Here is a 16,783-nt window from a genome sequence, read left to right as displayed (position 1 = left end):
ACTAACAGTATTAAAGGGAAAAGCAAAGAATCTGTCTGGCAATCCGCGCGTACGGCGCTTCTGCTAGATTGGCAAACATGCCGCGAATCCCTGGACATTTGAACCGTTGCATAGCCATGCCCCTTGTCGCCACGACAAAAGAAGGCCACAATATGGGGCATGATACCGCGCACGAACCAGGAAACCCCGCCTCGCGTTCGACTCTCGCCCCCCATTCGCCTGCGGCTGAAATCCGCGCCCTTCTTTGGGGCTATGCTGTCGCTGCGGGAGCATTTGCCGGCATTCCCCCCCGACGCCCCAAACCTCCCCCTCACCCTGCTCACCTTCCACCCCGGCTACCTCGCCGGCTCCTACGAGGACAGAGACTACTTTGAACGCCTGTCGCCGCTGTTGTTCCAGTGGGCGCGGGGGCGCTGCCGCCTGCGCATCTTCACCATCAACCATCCCGGCTACGACCTGCCACGCGGCGCGGTGATTGACCCCTTCCGCCTCGGACCATACAGCATTCGCCACCAGCCCCTGGCAATTGAAGCGGCGCTCTCCTGGCTGTTGCGGCAGCGCCTGGCGCGGGAAAGGGAAGTGGCGTGGATCGCCTATGGACACTCCATGGGGGGGCTGGCATTGAGCCAGTTCCAGGCCGCGCCGCTCAATGACCTGATGGCCCGCCAGAACCGCCGTCTCCACTTCGCCCGCATCCTTTCCGCGCCCGCCCTTTTTGTGCATCCCGAGACACGCGCCTTCGTCGGGCAACTAGACGTCCTGCACACGCTCAAGCTGACGGTGGGACGGTTTCCCCTGTACGCCCCCATCGCCACCGGCCTGTATCAGGCGTTTGCCCCCCTGTTTTACCGGCGCGACGCGGCCCGGTTCTCAATTGATGCCTGGGCGGAGTTTGGCGACTTTAGCCGCCTGGATCCGTTTGTGTTATTGAAACAGGGGCGAGAACTGCTGCGTTTTAAGGCCATAGCGGCGGGCGGCGCGGACTTGCTGGCGGGGACGCACGTTATTTTGCCGCGGGGGGATGGGATGATTGATTTGCCGGCACTCACCGCCCTCATCCACGAAGCGCAACAGCAAGGCCACACCGTCACCGCGCATGAGGTTGACAGCACCCATTTGCTGGAACTGGACGACGCCGCGACGGCGGCAAACGTGGTACGGCACGTTATCCGCACAAGCTGGGAACGCCATCCCATCTGACGGCAAACGGCATCCCCCTGACGCCCCGCCCCCTCACCGCTGCTCAATGGAAGCACGTACACGCGCGGCAAGCGCCTGGAACGCGGGTGTGGCCTGCAAAGCAAACGAACGCGGACGCGGCAGCGCCACATGCACGCGGTTGACGATGCGTCCGGGCAGTTCGCTCATCACCAGGACCTCATCCGCCAGATAGACCGCCTCCGTAATGCTGTGCGTGACCATGAAAACCGTCACCGGGCGGGCATGCCAGATGCGCAGCAGCTCCTCCCCCATCCGTTCCCGCGTGAGCGCGTCCAGCGCCCCAAATGGCTCGTCCAGCAGCAGCAGCGCCGGCTGATGCACCAGCGCCCGCGCCAGTGCCACCCGCTGCGCCATGCCCCCGGACAACTGCGCGGGATAGCTTTCCTCAAACCCGCGCAGCCCCACCAACGCCAGCACCTCCATCACGCGGTCATGCGACTGCGCGCGGGAGAAGCTCTGCAATTCCAGGGGCAGGCGCACGTTGTCATAGGCGGTGCGCCAGGGCATTAGATTGTGCTGTTGGAAAACAACGCCGATGGGGTCGGGAGCCAGGTGGGGTGGCTCCCCGGCGACGAGGACCTGGCCGGCGGTGGGCGTAATTAGGCCGGCAATGAGACGCAGGAGAGTCGATTTGCCGGCACCAGACGGCCCCACCAACGTCACAAACGCCCCCGCCGCCACGCTCACATTGATATTGCGCAGCACCTGCCGCTGTCCATCAAACGACTGGCTCAGGTGCGCGATTTGGATGAGCGGTTGGGAGGTTGCCATACGGAAAGCCGAGAATTAACAAAAGAAGGAGGCGGCTATTTCTGGATGAACTGGTTGGTGAAGCCCGCATCCAGGTTATCCACGGGCGCATCCAGCAGCCCGGCATCCAGCAGGGCCTGCTGCGTGTTAGCCCAGGCGGTGGCGTCAATCGCGCCCAGGTTCTGCGCCTCCCACAAGGGCACGGAGGCTTCCAGCACGTTCATGCGGCTATCGTCCAGGCCGTCAACATATTTCTTGCTGATCTCGTAGGCGGCAGTGGGGTCCGCCAGCGTATCCGCCAGGCCATGCAATGTGGCGTCCACGAACCGCCGCACCAGATCGGGGTTTTCCGCGATCACCGTTTCGTTGGTGATCAGGCCATTCGCCACAAGGTCAACGTAGTCAGCCACCTTGAGAACGTTAATCGCTTCCCCCAGCGCCTGAAGCTGAATTGGCTCATTGTTCACGTAGCCGACTACCGCTTCCACCTGATCCGTGCGCAGCGATTCCACCTGCGTGAAGCCGATTTCCGTGGCATTAACCTGGTCGGGGGTGATGCCGTTGGCCGTGAGCAGGCCCACGTAGCCGACGTAGCTGGCTCCAAAGAAGAAAGGCAATCCCACGCCGCGGCCAACGAGGTCCTGGGGTGTCGTGATCTGGGCGCTGGCTTTGCTGACAATGGCAATCGGGAACTTCTGGAACCACTGCATCACGTAGACGACGGGTACGCCCTGCGCCCGCGCCAGTATCGCCTGTTCGCCGCTGACAATGGCAAAGGGCAGCTCATTGGCCCCCACCAGAGCAACACCGTCCGTCTCAAAACTGTAATCAAACTCGACATCGAATCCGGCAGCGGCGTAATAGCCTTTGTCCGCAGCCACGTAGTAAGGAGCGTACTGGGGATCGGGGATATAGCCCATGGGCAGGCGGATTTTCATGGGGGCGACAGGCGCGGCCGAGGTTTCCGTTGCCGGCGCGGACGTTTGCTCACCGGTGCAACCTGCCAGCAAGATCAAGGCCAGTAATAAAATCAGTGGTTTGGTTTTCAACGTTTACTTCTCCAAGTGGGGTGATTGTTGGTTATGGCGTACGCTGCCATTGCAGGAGACGTTTCTCCAGGATGGCAACAATAGCATACATAGTGAGGGCGATGGCCGCAAGGGTGATGAGGATGACGAAGACGAGGTCGGTTTTGAATTGGTAACGGGCGGTGACGAGGAGGAAGCCGAGGCCCTGGCTTTTGGGCTGCACGAATTCGCCCACCAGTGTGCCGATGACGGAGAGGGTGGCCCCCACCTTGAGGCCGGCGAGGACGATGGGCAGGGCGGCGGGCAGTTCCAGTTTGCGGAAGATTTGCCAGCGGGTGGCACGCAGGGCGTGCATGAGGTCGTATAGTTCGGTGGGGACGGAGCGCATGCCGGCAATTACATTCACCAAAATCGGGAAAAACACGACCAGAATCGCCACCAACACACGGCTCCAGTAAACCGACCGCACCCAAATCGTGAGCAAAGGGGCGATGGCGATCACCGGAATTGCCTGCGAGGCAATGAGATACGGAGAGATGAGCCGCTCCGCCAGTGGCGAGTTCGCCAGCAGATACCCCAGCGGGGTTGCCACCAGCAGGCCGATAAACAGCCCGGGGATGACCTCACTGATCGTAATCCAGGCATGGCGCGGCAGGCGACCATCCGCCATCACCAGGCGAAACTGGCGGGCCACATCCAGGGGACCCGGCAGGATGAAGCGGTCGTACTGCCCCAGGTGGACAAAAAAGTGCCATCCGAGCAAAAACAACAGCAGTGACAACGGAATGACAGCCCAAATGGGCTGCGAACGCAGGGACGAGAACATTTTTCTTCTCAATGGTTGACAGGGGGCAAGGGACGCGGGGAAGCGCAGTTGCCGGCATGTGCCCTAAACAACAAAACCCCACTTGCGAAAAGTGGGGCAGCGTTTAAGAAAGCATGGACCGATCTATGCGACCTACCTTCTCCCATCCAGACTATCACTGTCGGCTCTGGAGTCACACCAGATCCACCTGGGGCATCGGTCTGATGCGCCAGGGTCGCGGGCTTGGTTTGCGCAAACCTCACCGCCGGTCGGGAATTTCGCCCTGCCCCGAAGGTTCATGGGGCCGTCGGAGGCCCCGTATGCGATTTTTGACTCGTATACTCATTATACTTGCCTGCCGGCAGCCGTCAATGAAACGTAACGGCTCATCCTCTCGTAGGTTGAGCTTGTCGAAACCGATAGGCGCGGGCGACAAGAGGGTTAGGGCGCATCCGTTAATAGATTTGGATTTGACGGATGCGCTGGAAGGGTTCTTGCTTGATGGATAGTCCAAAGGTAACTGCGAAGCTAGATTGGACCAATTTTCTCCGGTGAAATTGGTCCAATCGCCAGAGAGCGTTAGTGGTCACGTCCAAAGTTGGTTTTGGGCGAACCCTCGGTGAACGATTGTTTTCTTGATATCCAGTAAACGCGCGGCCACGCCCCCTGACCACTATTTTTTAGTTGTGTTATAATGCGAGGCGTTGTGTTTTTGATTCATGAGGAAGGAGATAAACATTATGACAAAGCAAGCTGTGAAGCAAAACCCGGCGAAGAAGGTTGCCCGCGACAACTCAATCTGGGGTCGTTTTAAGCGACTTTCTTTTTCAGAGAAGGTGATGTACGTTCTCAGTATCCTTATCGTGCTGGCGATGGTGCTGGGGCTGTTCATCAGTTTTGCGCCGCAAGCGATTCAGTAAGACTGAAGGGGCGGGGTGTTCTGGTGCGCGCGCTCCATGTCTGGTGCGAGCGCGCTCCATGATGGAGAAGGCGGGTTGTTTGTTGCCGGCTGTGCCGGCATTTCCTTCAAGAAACGTAACAACTAACGCTCTCTGGAGCTTGGTCCAATCTGGCTTAGCAGTTACCAAGAACCAAGCAACAAAATGAGCAGCACAGCCACCAGCGCCACCCCGCCGTATTCCAGCCCGATCCGGGCGCTGAACTGGCGCAGGCGCTGCTGTTGTATCAGTCCGACAAGGACGTAGAACAGCACGAACAGCAGTAGTCCGGCGCGCAGGCTGGAAAGAGGCCAGGCGTTTAGCGCCCAAGCCATCTGCCCCATCAAGATCGCCGTCATGCTGCCGTAGATAAGGGCGTCCGCGGGATTGCCGGCATTGGACCAGAAATAGCGCGTCGCCAACAAAAACATCGTCAGCCCTGCCAACAAACCTGTGGCCAGCCCGCCCAGGTGCTGCGCGTGCACAACCACCAGGATCGTCACCGCCGTCAGATGCACACAGACCATGAAGGTCCATTGCCAGGCAAAGCTGCGTGTCTGACTCCGCGCCACGGCCCCATATTCCAGGAACAGCAGCAGGGCAAAGACCAATCCGCCGCCCAATAGGGCGATGCCCCACAATACCGGATTTTCTACCTGAGGCAGCGCCAAAGCCAGCGCCAGTGACCACAATGCCGGCACAATCGTGTACATATAGCTGGCGTCAATCGGTTCCTGGCGCGCACGCGGGTGGCTGTACACCAGCGACATGACACCGGAAACGGCCATGCCCACAATGATGCAGCCGATGAGCAACCCACTGGAAACGGGCAGGGTGGCATCCATGCCCAGGCGCGCCAGGTTGAGCGGACGTGCCGGCATTTGCAGAAAACGAGACAGCGCCAACGCCAGCAGCAGCGCCCCCGTAATCACACCCAATCGATCTCGATCCAGCGGTGAAGTCTCCTTCATGAAACTATTCTAAAGCGGAACAGACGCGCAGGCGAATCCAGCCCACCCGGCCACCTCTGACAAGAGGCGCGTTTGCCCTGTTGATTGTGCCGCCACCTGGGTATAATCTGAGCATGTCACCTATTTTGCCCAGTTTGTGGTATTTCCTGGCCGGCATCGGGATCGCCATCCTCATCAATGCCCTCGCCGAAGACCTGCCTCGCCGCATTCGTCCACGCCTGCCCCACTGTCCCCATTGTGACCAACCCTATGCACCGGCCCGGTGGCTGGCGCTGACGCGCCGCGGCGTGCCCTGTTCCCAATGCGGACAACCTCCGCCACGGCGTCCCATCATCGTGGAAGCGGTCACGCCATTGCTGTTTGCCGCCCTGCCCTGGCTCGTCCCGCATCCCGTCACCCGTCTCTTCACCGCCCTCTACTGCGCCGTCCTGATTCTGATTATTGTCATTGACCTGGAGCATTTCCTCGTCTTGCACATCGTTACCCTGCCCACTACCTTACTGGCGCTGCTGGCCAGCACCATCATCCCCGACCAGAACTGGCGGCTGGCCCTGGCGGGAGCCGGCAGCGGGTTCCTCCTGTTTTTTCTCTTCTACTGGGTGGGGCAGCTTCTGTTTGGGGCGGGCGCGCTCGGCTTCGGTGACGTAACGTTGTCGCTAATGCTGGGAGCGATGCTTGGTTTTGATCGTATTTTTTTCGCCCTGCTCCTGGGTATCCTTCTCGGCGGTGTTTCCAGTCTGGTCTTCATCGGGCTGCGCCGCCGTGTCCATTTTCACATTCCCTATGGGCCGTATCTGGCCGTTGCCGGCATTCTCATGCTAATCTGGGGGCGGCAAGTCTTCCTCTGGTACACAAGTTAACGGCCGGTAACGATGACAACCAGAGATTTCGTTACCCAACAGTAGCTGCTAATGAACGGAATCAAAGAAGACAACGACGTTGTTTCCTTACCGTTCCTTCAAACTAACGATGCAATTCCGTACCTTATTTCATCGTCAGCCCTAATAGGGATTCTTGAGGATTAGCCGTGAACATCATAATCAAGTCGATCACCAACATCGATGACTATCACAAAATCGAAGATTTGCAGCGGCGCATCTGGGGCATGACGGACCTGGAGACAATTCCCGCCCGTTTCATGCACGCTCTGGCGCATAACGGGGCTTCGCTGCTGGGCGCTTATGATGGGGATAAGCTGGTTGGGTTCAATTTTGGGGTGCTAGGCACGGCGGAAGGGCTGCGGGATCGTGTAGACCAGGTTGCCGCGGCTCGCTTGAAGATGTATTCTGTTATTATGGGCATTCATCCTGATTACCAACATGCCGGCATCGGCTACGACCTCAAACTGGCCCAACGAGAATTCGCCCTCCGCATCGGCATCCGCCTCATCACCTGGACCTACGATCCGCTGGAGAGCCGCAACGGCTGGCTGAACATCGGCAAACTAGGGTGCGTATGCGACAGCTACCTGCGCGACTTCCACGGGCAAATGAGCGGCATCAACGCCGGCCTGCCCACCGACCGGTTTGAAGTCTCCTGGTGGGTGACGGGCAATCGCGCCAAGAGCCGCACCGGTGACCGCGTCAACAAATACGGCGAAAAACGCAGGCGACACCCATTGGAACTGGACGCCATCCTCGGCGGCGGGGCATTCCTCATCAACGAAGCCATCTTCAACGCCGCCGGATTTGCCACGCCGCCGACGGAAATCCTGCCGGCTACAACACGTATCCTGCTGGTGGAAATCCCCTCCAACTTCCAGGCCATCAAGAAAACGGATTTCCCTCTGGCGCAGCAATGGCGGCAGCACACACGCATCCTGTTTGAAATGCTCTTTGCCCAGGGATATGTCGTCACCGATTTCGCCCGCAAGCAAGAGCCGGACCAGCCATTACGCACCTTCTACGTCCTCACCCATCGCAACACCTGATGGACATTCCACAATCAGCGGATAACGGGATATGTATCGCGGCGGTTTGCTGTGCCAACTTCAGCCGACAGCCCGCCAAAAGTGATACGACCAACCGCCAACCAAATTTCAAGCGAGTTACAAACTCACCCAACAAGGAGTATTTACCATGACTGAAGCAGTTGTTGACTATCAAATGCGCGTAGACCTGGCGCTTCCCTACGATGAAGCCATTGCGCGCGTGACCGCGGCCTTGAAAACGGAAGGATTTGGCATCCTCACGGAAATTGATGTAAAAAGCACGCTGAAGAAGAAAATCAACGCGGATTTTCGCCGCTACGTCATTCTGGGAGCCTGCAATCCCCCATTGGCGTTTCGCGCCTTAAGTACGGAACTGGAAATCGGCCTGATGCTGCCCTGCAACGTAATTGTCTACGAAACAGAGGATGGCGCGGGATCGGTTGTGTCAATCGTTGACCCGGAGGCCATGTTGGGCGTCGGAGCCAGCGCGGCGTTAAGCGATGTGGCCGCGGAGGCCAAAGCGCGATTGCAACGGGTGGCGATGGCGCTGGCGGATTAAGTGGTTGTCCGCAATTAAGTTAGCGGAATTGTGCGGACAGCTTGTCAGTAGCCGTCCGATGAAAACGCGAACTTATTTTCGGAGGGCTACTAAGGCCGCCAATTGAATGAAGCGTGGCCCTGCATCGCCAGCTTGAAAGCCAGGGAGTGGCGTAGCCGCCCGTCAGGTTTGCCACAAGTAACGACGAACCCCGCCGCCTGAGCCTGTCGAAGGCAACCTGGGCTGCGACAAGCCCAGCTTACAAGAGGGTTAGCCGTTTTGGATTGGCGATGAAATAAGATGCGCATGACATCGCCAGTTTGCAGGAGCGGTAAGAAATGACTTCATCATCTTGCTTAATTTCCGCTCCTATGAATACCGATAAGAACCGGTTTCTGGGCTTTGCGCGTGGTTTCGTCCGGGGAGAAGAAACCGGGTTTTTGGCCCAGATGGCTTTTTGCGGTAGAGTCAATAGTCACGCCATAAGTCAAAAATGGGGAAGAGGCTCTTATGTTAGCGAAGGTGGTTAGCTGCGCGATTGTGGGGTTGGAGGCAGAAATTGTTGAGGTGGAGGTGGATATTACGCGGGGATTGCCGGCATTCACCCTCGTGGGACTCCCGGATGCAGCCGTGCGCGAAAGCCGGGACCGCGTCCACTCCGCCATCAGGAACAGCGACCTGCGCTTCCCCCCCAACAAACGCATCACCGTCAACCTGGCCCCCGCCGACCTGCGCAAAGAAGGCCCCGCCTACGACCTGCCCATTGCCGTGGGCATCCTGGCCGCTTCGCAACAAATCTGGTTCAAGGAGTTGGAGCAGGCGATGTTCATTGGCGAACTCTCGCTGGACGGCACGGTGCGTCCCACCAAAGGTATTCTCTCCCTGGCGGCACTGGCGCGGGAAGCGGGATATGGGCGGGTGTTTGTCCCGTCGGAAAACGCCCCCGAAGCCGCCCTCATCCCTGATATTGACATCATCCCCGTCGCCAGCCTGAGGCAGCTCGTCGGCCACCTCACCCACCTCAACGCCATCGCGCCGCTGGCCCTCGACCTGAGCGCCCTCTACGATGCCGAACCCACCTACGCCGCCGACTTCGCGGACATCATGGGGCAGGAACACGTCAAGCGGGCTATGGAAGTGGCCGCGGCGGGTGGGCACAACGTCCTCATGTCCGGGCCGCCGGGCACGGGCAAGACGCTGGTCGCCAAATCGCTGCCGGGCATCATGCCGCGCATGTCCGTGGATGAGGCCCTGGAAGTGACCAAAATCTACAGCGTGGCCGGACTGCTGCCGGCAGACACCCCCCTGATCCGCGAACGCCCCTTCCGCTCCCCGCACCACACCATCAGCTATGCCGGGCTGGTCGGCGGCGGCGCCTGGCCCCGCCCCGGCGAAATCTCCCTCGCCCACAGGGGCGTCCTATTTCTGGACGAGTTGCCGGAGTTTGGCGACCGACTCATTGAGGTGCTGCGCCAGCCGTTGGAAGGGCAGCCGCGCGAGGTTTCCATCTCTCGTGCCTCCGGCACGGTCACCTATCCGGCCAACTTCATGCTCGTCGCGGCGCAAAACCCGTGCCCCTGCGGTTACTTCGGCGACCCCACGCACGCCTGCTCCTGCTCCAACAGCATGATCACGCGCTACCAGAAGCGCATCTCCGGACCGCTGCTGGACCGCATTGATTTGCATGTGGATGTGCCGCGCGTGGATTTCGAGAAGCTGGCGGGGAAGCGGCGGGCGGAGCCGTCCGCACAGGTGCGGGCGCGGGTGGAAGAGGCACGCGCGCGGCAGAAGGCGCGTTTTGCCGGCACAAAACTCTACAGCAACGCCGACATGGGCGCCACCGAAGTGCGCCAGTTCTGCGTTCTCGACGACACCGGTCGCCGCCTCATGAAAAGCGCCATGAGCCAGATGGGCCTCAGCGCCCGTGCCTTCCACCGCATCCTCAAAATCGCCCGCACCATCGCCGACCTGACGCAGCAGGAGCAAATCCAACCCGCCCACCTGGCGGAAGCGCTGCAATACCGCCCCCGCCAGCCTTGAGGGAACATCCCCCCCTCAAAACGCCCGATCACCCTGCAAAATGATCACATGCCTCCAGACGCGATTACCGAAGTTATTTCTTCAAGCCCAAAGAGACCTTTAAGGACTGGCGACGAAACAAGATGTGCATTGCATCGCCAGTTTGCAGGAGTTCCCCATGAAAGTTTTGTTTATCGGCGGCACCGGCATTATCAGCTCGGCATGCAGCGCGCTGGCGGCGGCGAGAGGGATGGAATTGTATCTGCTGAATCGCGGGCACACGACGAGGAAAACGCCGCCATCCGCTCATCTTGTGCCGGCAGACATCCGCGATCCCCAATCCGTCACCAACGCGCTGCAAGGGCGAACATTCGACGTCGTCGTGGACTGGGTAGCCTACACCCCGGAACACATCGAAACCGATCTGGCCTTGTTCCGCGGGCGCACCCGCCAGTACGTCTTCATCAGCTCCGCCTCCGCCTACCACAAACCACCGCCGCACCTGCCCATCACCGAATCCACGCCGCTGCACAATCCCTTCTGGGGCTATTCGCGCGCCAAAATCGCCTGCGAAGAACGCCTGATGGCCGCGTATCGCCAGGAGGGATTCCCGGTGACGATTGTCCGCCCTTCGCACACCTACGACCAAACCCTGCTGCCCATGCACGGCGGCTACAGCGTGGTAGACAGAATGCGACGCGGGCTGCCCGTACTCGTCCACGGTGATGGCACGTCCCTGTGGACGCTCACTCACCACGCCGACTTTGCCCGCGGCTTTGTGGGGCTTCTCGGCCATCCCCAGGCTATCGGCGATGTGTTCCATATCACGTCAGATGAACTGCTCACCTGGAACCAGATTTTTCAGGTTGTGGCGGCAGCGGCGGGCGTCACGCCTCAGTTGGTGCATGTGCCGGCAAAATTCATCGCCGCGTTCGATCCAGAATGGGGCGCCAGCCTGTTGGGCGACAAATCCCACAGCATGATTTTCGACAACAGCAAAATCAGGCGGCTGGTTCCCGACTTTCGCGCGACGATTCCCTTCTGGCAAGGCGCGCGGGAGATTATGGCCTGGTACGATGCTGACCCACGCCGGCAAATCGTCAACGATTCGTTCGAGCAATTGCAGGATCGGATTATCTCCGCATACCGGTCGGCATGGCCGGCATCAATCTGAGGCGCGCCGGGCAACCGTTACTTAAGGACCAGATGGTTGGTTTTGTGCCGGCATTTCCCCCATATCCACGCGCATCAAAATAGTGATACAATGATAGTCTATCTCGTGAACGATACATCCGCCTGACGGAGTTTTGTCTTGTGACCCATGATCGCACCCGCTACCAAAAAGCAGTAAAAGTCGGGCTTGCATACAACAGCCAGCAGCAATGGAAAGAAGCCATCGCCGCATTTCGCGTTGCCCTCGCCGAAAACCCGCGCGAAGCGGAAGTATACGCCGGGTTAGGAGCCGCCTGCCTGGGACTAAGAATGTATGATCGGGCGCTGGAATGCTATAAGCTGGCCGCCCGCTATTCACAGGGAAACATCATCCACCTGAACCAGGTTGCCGACGTGCAGGAACGCATGGGCCAATTGCGCGACGCCAGCCGCACCTACCTGGCGGCGGGCGAAATCTTCCTGCGTCTGCGCCGCCTGGACGAAGCTATCGACAATTGGGAACGGGCCGTGCGCCTGGAACCGGATTTGTTGGGGGCGCATCAACGCCTGGCAATGGTGTTTCAACGGCAAGGGGACATAAAACGAGCGGTGCGCGAATATCTGGCAATTGCCCGCATCTGGCAGGGCCAGGGGGAACCGCAAAAGGCGCTGCGAATGTGCCAGGCGGCGCTGCGGCTGGACCCGCAAAATCGGGACGTGCTGACGGCCATGGACCTGGTAAGATATGGCGCGCAACGATTCCCTGACCCAGAACCGGCGGAAGTGGTGCCGGAGATCATGGAAGCAGCGGAGACGAATACGTCGTTGACGGAAACGGTACGGCAGTTGGCGTCTATTTTTGAGGCGGAACGGCAGGGTCGGGAAGAACCACCCGCCCCCACCACGGCGGCGGACGCAATCGTCGCCGCACGGGGGCAGGCGCAAAACGAACTGGCGGAAGAGATTTTCCGCGATGAAGAGGAAGATGAGGCCGCGAATTTGAGCAAGTTGGAGCGGGACGCCTTGATCGGGCAGGGAATGGATTTTGAGATGCGCGGCTTTCAGGAAGAAGCCATTCGCTGTTATGAGAAGGCGATAAATGGGGGGTTGCAATTGCCGGCAGCCTACTTCACCTTAGGTATGCTCTACCTGGAAGGAGGCCACGCCACCGCCGCCCGCCAGGCGCTGCTGCTGGCCGGAAAAGACCGCTCCTACCAACCCGCTTGCCGCGCCGCCCTCAATAAGCTGCCCTAGCGCCCCCGCCGCACGTGCCGGCAAATTACGTCGATTCCTCCGGCTTGATCTCGTTTGCCACCGCCTCCAGTTCCGCTATCAGGCGGTTGGAGTTGATGTTTTTCAGCAAATAGCGGCGCGCGCCGGCCTGGAGCAGCACCTCCCGCTCCACTACATCAACGAAAGAGGTGAGAACAATCACACCCTGGTTTGCCGCCGCCAACTTTCGTACGACGTCAATGAGTGAATAGGGCGGTTCCTTGCGCGTACTCAAACCCAGCAAGACGATATGGGGCAAAAGCTCCTGTGCATGGTGCAAGCCTTCGCGCAAGTTGTCATCTACAGCTACGATAGAAAGATGGCCCGCCGAACGTAAACGAACGACCAATGCCTGACGTACGGCGGGATGCTCGTCAATGATGAGCAACTTGATTGGATTCATACTTGCTTGTTGCGCCTCACGGTGAAGCGGCTGGACACCAAGTTGCTGAGCACCCATCCGAAACTGTAAGTCATTAAAACGTAGTACGCTAACCTGTTCCATAACTGTCTCACTTTTCGCCCACGATACCCACAGGCAACCAGGCGAGCAGGCGGAAACATAGGAAGCCTGGCAGCATATCTGTAATCGGCACGAATTGCACGCGCAATGGGTCCTCTGGGCCTGGCGACAGCAGAGGAGAATGCCGGCATTTTACGAGACCCCTTCCCACCTCTCCAGTAATAAATGTCACCCAATGCCCATGACGCATGTCATGCGGACAAAACAGACAATCCCCCTCTCCCTGGCACACCGGAGACAATCACTAACGACAAAAGTCACCCGCAAAAAGTGACATTTCCCACCGCCCCCCTTCTCCCCAATCCCCTACACTTGGCATAAATACGCCAATTCTTCATCCCTCGTCCTTCGTAACTGACAAGGAAATCAGCATGAGCAATATCGTAACAACCAAAGGCGAAATCCTGCAAGACCCACCCTTCGTGCAGTTCCTGCTCAATGACCCCCGCGCCGGTTTGGTCTGGTTCTTCCTCCGCATCTGGCTCGGCTGGCAATGGGCATATGGCGCCTGGCAAAGATTACAAGACCCGGCCTGGACTACTACCGGCGAAGCCATGAAGCAGTTCTGGCAGCAAATGGTGGCCGTCCCCGACACGCCCGGTTGGTACAGAGCCATCATGCAAGCCCTGCTTAACGCAGAGGCATGGAGCTGGTTTGGCAAGCTCGTCCTTTACGGGGAACTCATTGTGGGCATCGCCCTGATCCTGGGTTTATTCACGGGCGTCGCCGCCTTCATTGGCGCCTTCATAAGCTGGAATTTCATCATGTCCGGCTCCATCAGCGCCAACCCCATCATGTTCTTAATCGCCGTTGGTCTTATCATGGCCTGGAAGGTGTCCGGCTACGTCGGCTTCGATTTCATTCTGCTGCCGTGGTTAGGCACACCGTGGCGCGGCAGACCACTGCGGCTACTTAATCGCAATTTACTGAAGTAAGGGGAACACCCGGCATCCAGGCCAACGGGTGCTGGGTTTACGGAGAATGTCTAAAAGGGGAAGGCGTTCGTTTCCAGGCGATGTACGCCACTAGAGAGGGAGTTCCAGGCAGATCGTAGTCCCTTGCCCCGGCGCGGAATCAATGGTGAAGGAACCACCTTGCTCTTCGGCACGGGCACGCATGTTAGAAAGCCCGTGCCCCGTGGCGTGGACGCGGCTCTTGACGTTGAATCCCCGCCCGTCGTCCGTGACCATCAGCGTTACTCTCCGCACTTCCCAGGTGACGGTGATGGCAACGTGGCGCGCGCGGGCATGACGGGCGATATTTGCCAGGGCTTCTTGCGCGGTGAGGAACATAGCGCGGGCAACAGAAGGGGGAAGACTGGCTATGGTTTTTGCCGGCACTTTCAAAGTCACCGGCACCATCGTATTCGCCTGAAACTCCCGCGATAACCTCCCCAATCCTTGCCCCAGGTCCCCCTCAAACCGCCGCGGTCGCAAATCCAGAATAAAATTGCGAATATCCCGGATCGCGTCATTCAACCCCTCAATTGCCCCGTCAATCAACGTCATCGCGTCCTGCGGGTCATCCATCAACGACAGCCGCGCCGATTCCAGCGTCAGCCCCACCGCATAAATCGACTGAATCACCCCGTCGTGCAGGTCCATGCCAATGCGCGACCGCTCCTCCACAATCGCCAGCCGCCCCACCTGCTCATATAACCGCGCATTCTGGATCGCCACCGCCGCATGTGCCGCCAGCAGCGTCACCATCTCCTGATCCATCGCCGAAAACGCATCCGTCTCCAGCTTATTCGCCAGATACAAATTACCCAGAATCTTGCTGCCGACCAGGATGGGCAGTCCCAAAAAGCTATCCATGGGCGGATGACCGGGCGGAAATCCTACCGAACGCGGATCATCGACAATTCGGGGAATGCGAATTGGGCGGCGATCCCTGATAATGGCTCCCAGCAGCCCTAATCCGTGGGGCAAATGGGGAATATGGGCGGCATCCTGCGCGGACATGCCGCTGAAAACAAACGCATCCAAATGCCCATCGGCATTGGGCACGCCCAGGGCCGCATACTCCGCGCCGACCAGTTCGCGGGCCGAATCCACAATCGATTGCAGCACTTTCTCCAGCGACAGCTCGCCCACAATAGCCAGCGTCGCCTGACGCAGCGCGGCCATCTGGCGATCTCGCAGCTCTAGTTGTTGCTCATGTTCCTGGCTACTCTGCCACAATCGCGCCATTTGGATGGCGATGGCCGCATGTGCCGCCAGCAGTTCAATGACAGCCTGATCCGCTACCGTAAACGCATCCGCTCCCTCCTTCTCCGCCAGATAGAGGTTGCCCAATATCTCCCCCTGGGCCATCACGGGCACGCCCAAGAAGTTTTCCATGCGCGGATGCCCGGTGGGGAATCCGGCGGAACGGGGGTCGTCGCTGATGCGCGACGTGCGAATGGCGGTCGGTTCTCGCAGCAGCGCGCCCAGCAGGCCTTCTCCGAGGGGGAAGTGGGGGATGTGGGCGGCGTCTTCTGCCGGCATTCCCGCATACACAAAAGTCGCCATCTCTCCGCTCTTCCCCGGAATGCCCAGCGCCGCGTAACGCGCCCCACCAAGCTGGCGCGCCGAAGCCACTATCTGGTTCAACACATCAGGCAAAGAAAACGTATTGGCGGCAATCGCCAGCGCCGCTTCATGCAGCGCTTGCAGCGCCGACGGGGAGACCATTTCCGTGTCAGGCATATTGTTCGTGAAGCTCAAGCATATCAAGATTGGCTACATCACCCATATCATAAGTAATCGCTCAGGTGATGTTGCACGGCATAGGCAGCCGCTTCCGCGCGATTAGAAACACCAAGTTTGGAGAAGATGCTGCTGACGTAGTTGCGCACCGTGCCTTCACTCAGGAACAACGCCTCGGCAATGCCCCTGTTCGTGTGCCCCTCGGCAATTAGGGCCAACATACGCATCTCCTGCGGGGTCAGGTCGGCGAAAGCGGCTTTTTCTTCATTCTGGATTGCCTGGCGAATTTCCGTGAACACGCGCTGCGTCAGCGACGGGTCAAGCGCGGCCTCGCCGCGAGCCACCGACTCTATGGCGTGTATCAAGGCGTTGCTGCCCACCTGCTTTAACACGTAGCCGCTGGCCCCGGCGCGAATGGCCGCAAACAGCATCTCATCTTCCGCGTAGGAGGTGAGCATAATCACTTTGGTGTTGGGCAAACTGGCGGTGATGGCCTGGCAAGCCTCAATGCCATTGCCGCCGATGATGCGAATATCCATCAAGACCATGTCTGGCTTGTATTGTAGCGCCTTCTCTACCGCCTCGTCCGCGGCGGAAGCCTCCGCTACGACGGTGAAGCCCGTATGGCGCTCAATCAGGCTTTTTAAGCCTAACCGCACCACCTCATGATCGTCAACCAGTAAAATCCGTTGATTTGCTGTGGTCATAGCTGTATCAAAAAAGTCAGGACGCCGCCTCAACCAGGCGCGTCACCATAGATGAAAAGCACGGTACTCTGATGTGCAACAGACGAGGTAAGTGCGTCGCACCTGTACGCTTGCATGAATGTTACTCAATCCACCGTAATTGTACCACCAAGGACGATGGTAAGCAGGGAGTGTGCTGTATATGTTGCCGGCAGGCGCTCCACGAACGCAAACGCCGCGCACAGTACAATGTGGGGGTT

16 protein-coding genes and 1 riboswitch are annotated in these 16,783 nt (G+C 59.1%); of the genes, 9 read left to right on the top strand and 7 right to left on the bottom strand.

Annotation, left to right across the window (positions count from 1 at the left end; genetic code table 11):
* Positions 1-159: 159 nt before the first annotated feature.
* Complete coding sequence (locus H6650_02115) at positions 160-1,200, top strand: hypothetical protein (GenBank protein MCB8950788.1); 1,041 nt, start codon at positions 160-162, stop codon at positions 1,198-1,200.
* 33 nt (positions 1,201-1,233) lie between these two features.
* Here H6650_02115 and H6650_02110 read toward each other — a convergent pair whose 3' ends face one another.
* From H6650_02110 to H6650_02100, 3 genes are read right to left on the bottom strand one after another with little or no spacing between them, the layout of a single operon-like run.
* Complete coding sequence (locus H6650_02110) at positions 1,234-1,992, bottom strand: ABC transporter ATP-binding protein (protein MCB8950787.1); 759 nt, start codon at positions 1,990-1,992, stop codon at positions 1,234-1,236.
* A 35-nt stretch (positions 1,993-2,027) separates the two neighbouring features.
* A complete protein-coding gene (locus tag H6650_02105) occupies positions 2,028-3,020 on the bottom strand; it encodes an ABC transporter substrate-binding protein (GenBank protein ID MCB8950786.1) in 993 nt (330 codons plus the stop codon).
* 31 nt (positions 3,021-3,051) lie between these two features.
* A complete protein-coding gene (locus tag H6650_02100; protein MCB8950785.1) occupies positions 3,052-3,825 on the bottom strand; it encodes an ABC transporter permease in 774 nt (257 codons plus the stop codon).
* A 130-nt stretch (positions 3,826-3,955) separates the two neighbouring features.
* Positions 3,956-4,104, bottom strand: a riboswitch (FMN riboswitch).
* Between the two features lie 440 nt (positions 4,105-4,544).
* Between H6650_02100 and H6650_02095 the strand changes: the two genes are divergently transcribed.
* The gene (locus tag H6650_02095; GenBank protein ID MCB8950784.1) at positions 4,545-4,724 is read left to right on the top strand and encodes a hypothetical protein; all 180 of its coding nucleotides are present in this window, start codon (positions 4,545-4,547) and stop codon (positions 4,722-4,724) included.
* 161 nt (positions 4,725-4,885) lie between these two features.
* Here H6650_02095 and H6650_02090 read toward each other — a convergent pair whose 3' ends face one another.
* Complete coding sequence (locus H6650_02090; protein ID MCB8950783.1) at positions 4,886-5,713, bottom strand: hypothetical protein; 828 nt, start codon at positions 5,711-5,713, stop codon at positions 4,886-4,888.
* 113 nt (positions 5,714-5,826) lie between these two features.
* Between H6650_02090 and H6650_02085 the strand changes: the two genes are divergently transcribed.
* The 6 genes from H6650_02085 (at position 5,827) to H6650_02060 (ending at position 12,606) form a co-directional block, all read left to right on the top strand.
* Positions 5,827-6,573 (top strand): prepilin peptidase, encoded by a 747-nt coding sequence (locus H6650_02085; GenBank protein MCB8950782.1) that lies wholly within the window; start codon positions 5,827-5,829, stop codon positions 6,571-6,573.
* A gap of 167 nt (positions 6,574-6,740) precedes the next feature.
* Positions 6,741-7,643: a hypothetical protein gene (locus H6650_02080; protein ID MCB8950781.1), complete on the top strand. Its 903-nt coding sequence runs from the start codon at positions 6,741-6,743 to the stop codon at positions 7,641-7,643.
* 175 nt (positions 7,644-7,818) lie between these two features.
* Positions 7,819-8,202, top strand: a complete 384-nt coding sequence (locus H6650_02075; protein ID MCB8950780.1) for a DUF302 domain-containing protein — start codon at positions 7,819-7,821, stop codon at positions 8,200-8,202.
* A gap of 489 nt (positions 8,203-8,691) precedes the next feature.
* Positions 8,692-10,221, top strand: coding sequence for a YifB family Mg chelatase-like AAA ATPase (locus tag H6650_02070; GenBank protein MCB8950779.1), 1,530 nt, complete (start codon positions 8,692-8,694; stop codon positions 10,219-10,221).
* A 157-nt stretch (positions 10,222-10,378) separates the two neighbouring features.
* A complete protein-coding gene (locus tag H6650_02065; protein MCB8950778.1) occupies positions 10,379-11,374 on the top strand; it encodes an SDR family oxidoreductase in 996 nt (331 codons plus the stop codon).
* A 140-nt stretch (positions 11,375-11,514) separates the two neighbouring features.
* Entirely contained in the window at positions 11,515-12,606 is a 1,092-nt protein-coding gene (locus H6650_02060) for a tetratricopeptide repeat protein (protein MCB8950777.1), read from the top strand.
* Positions 12,607-12,631: 25 nt separating this feature from the next.
* Here H6650_02060 and H6650_02055 read toward each other — a convergent pair whose 3' ends face one another.
* Complete coding sequence (locus H6650_02055) at positions 12,632-13,027, bottom strand: response regulator transcription factor (GenBank protein ID MCB8950776.1); 396 nt, start codon at positions 13,025-13,027, stop codon at positions 12,632-12,634.
* A 491-nt stretch (positions 13,028-13,518) separates the two neighbouring features.
* On the opposite strand from H6650_02055, the gene H6650_02050 reads away from it, so the two are divergent.
* Positions 13,519-14,082: a DoxX family membrane protein gene (locus H6650_02050; protein MCB8950775.1), complete on the top strand. Its 564-nt coding sequence runs from the start codon at positions 13,519-13,521 to the stop codon at positions 14,080-14,082.
* A 90-nt stretch (positions 14,083-14,172) separates the two neighbouring features.
* On the opposite strand, the gene H6650_02045 is transcribed toward H6650_02050, so the two are convergent.
* Positions 14,173-15,837: a GAF domain-containing sensor histidine kinase gene (locus H6650_02045; protein ID MCB8950774.1), complete on the bottom strand. Its 1,665-nt coding sequence runs from the start codon at positions 15,835-15,837 to the stop codon at positions 14,173-14,175.
* A gap of 47 nt (positions 15,838-15,884) precedes the next feature.
* On the bottom strand, positions 15,885-16,544 hold the full coding sequence (locus tag H6650_02040) for a response regulator transcription factor (protein MCB8950773.1): 660 nt from the start codon (positions 16,542-16,544) through the stop codon (positions 15,885-15,887).
* Positions 16,545-16,783: the final 239 nt, after the last annotated feature.

It is taken from the genome of Ardenticatenales bacterium, from assembly GCA_020634515.1.
Lineage (GTDB): Bacteria > Chloroflexota > Anaerolineae > Promineifilales > Promineifilaceae > JAGVTM01.
This window is presented reverse-complemented; position numbering and strand designations above follow the sequence as displayed.

Bases quoted from the DNA above. Each gene is read 5' to 3' on its own strand.
- H6650_02115 (MCB8950788.1), top strand. From the start codon at position 160: ATGATACCGCGCACGAACCAGGAAACCCCGCCTCGCGTTCGACTCTCG.
- H6650_02110 (MCB8950787.1), bottom strand. From the start codon at position 1,992: ATGGCAACCTCCCAACCGCTCATCCAAATCGCGCACCTGAGCCAGTCG.
- H6650_02100 (MCB8950785.1), bottom strand. From the start codon at position 3,825: ATGTTCTCGTCCCTGCGTTCGCAGCCCATTTGGGCTGTCATTCCGTTG.
- H6650_02095 (MCB8950784.1), top strand. From the start codon at position 4,545: ATGACAAAGCAAGCTGTGAAGCAAAACCCGGCGAAGAAGGTTGCCCGC.
- H6650_02090 (MCB8950783.1), bottom strand. From the start codon at position 5,713: ATGAAGGAGACTTCACCGCTGGATCGAGATCGATTGGGTGTGATTACG.
- H6650_02085 (MCB8950782.1), top strand. From the start codon at position 5,827: ATGTCACCTATTTTGCCCAGTTTGTGGTATTTCCTGGCCGGCATCGGG.
- H6650_02075 (MCB8950780.1), top strand. From the start codon at position 7,819: ATGCGCGTAGACCTGGCGCTTCCCTACGATGAAGCCATTGCGCGCGTG.
- H6650_02070 (MCB8950779.1), top strand. From the start codon at position 8,692: ATGTTAGCGAAGGTGGTTAGCTGCGCGATTGTGGGGTTGGAGGCAGAA.
- H6650_02065 (MCB8950778.1), top strand. From the start codon at position 10,379: ATGAAAGTTTTGTTTATCGGCGGCACCGGCATTATCAGCTCGGCATGC.
- H6650_02055 (MCB8950776.1), bottom strand. From the start codon at position 13,027: ATGAATCCAATCAAGTTGCTCATCATTGACGAGCATCCCGCCGTACGT.
- H6650_02050 (MCB8950775.1), top strand. From the start codon at position 13,519: ATGAGCAATATCGTAACAACCAAAGGCGAAATCCTGCAAGACCCACCC.
- H6650_02045 (MCB8950774.1), bottom strand. From the start codon at position 15,837: ATGCCTGACACGGAAATGGTCTCCCCGTCGGCGCTGCAAGCGCTGCAT.
- H6650_02040 (MCB8950773.1), bottom strand. From the start codon at position 16,544: ATGACCACAGCAAATCAACGGATTTTACTGGTTGACGATCATGAGGTG.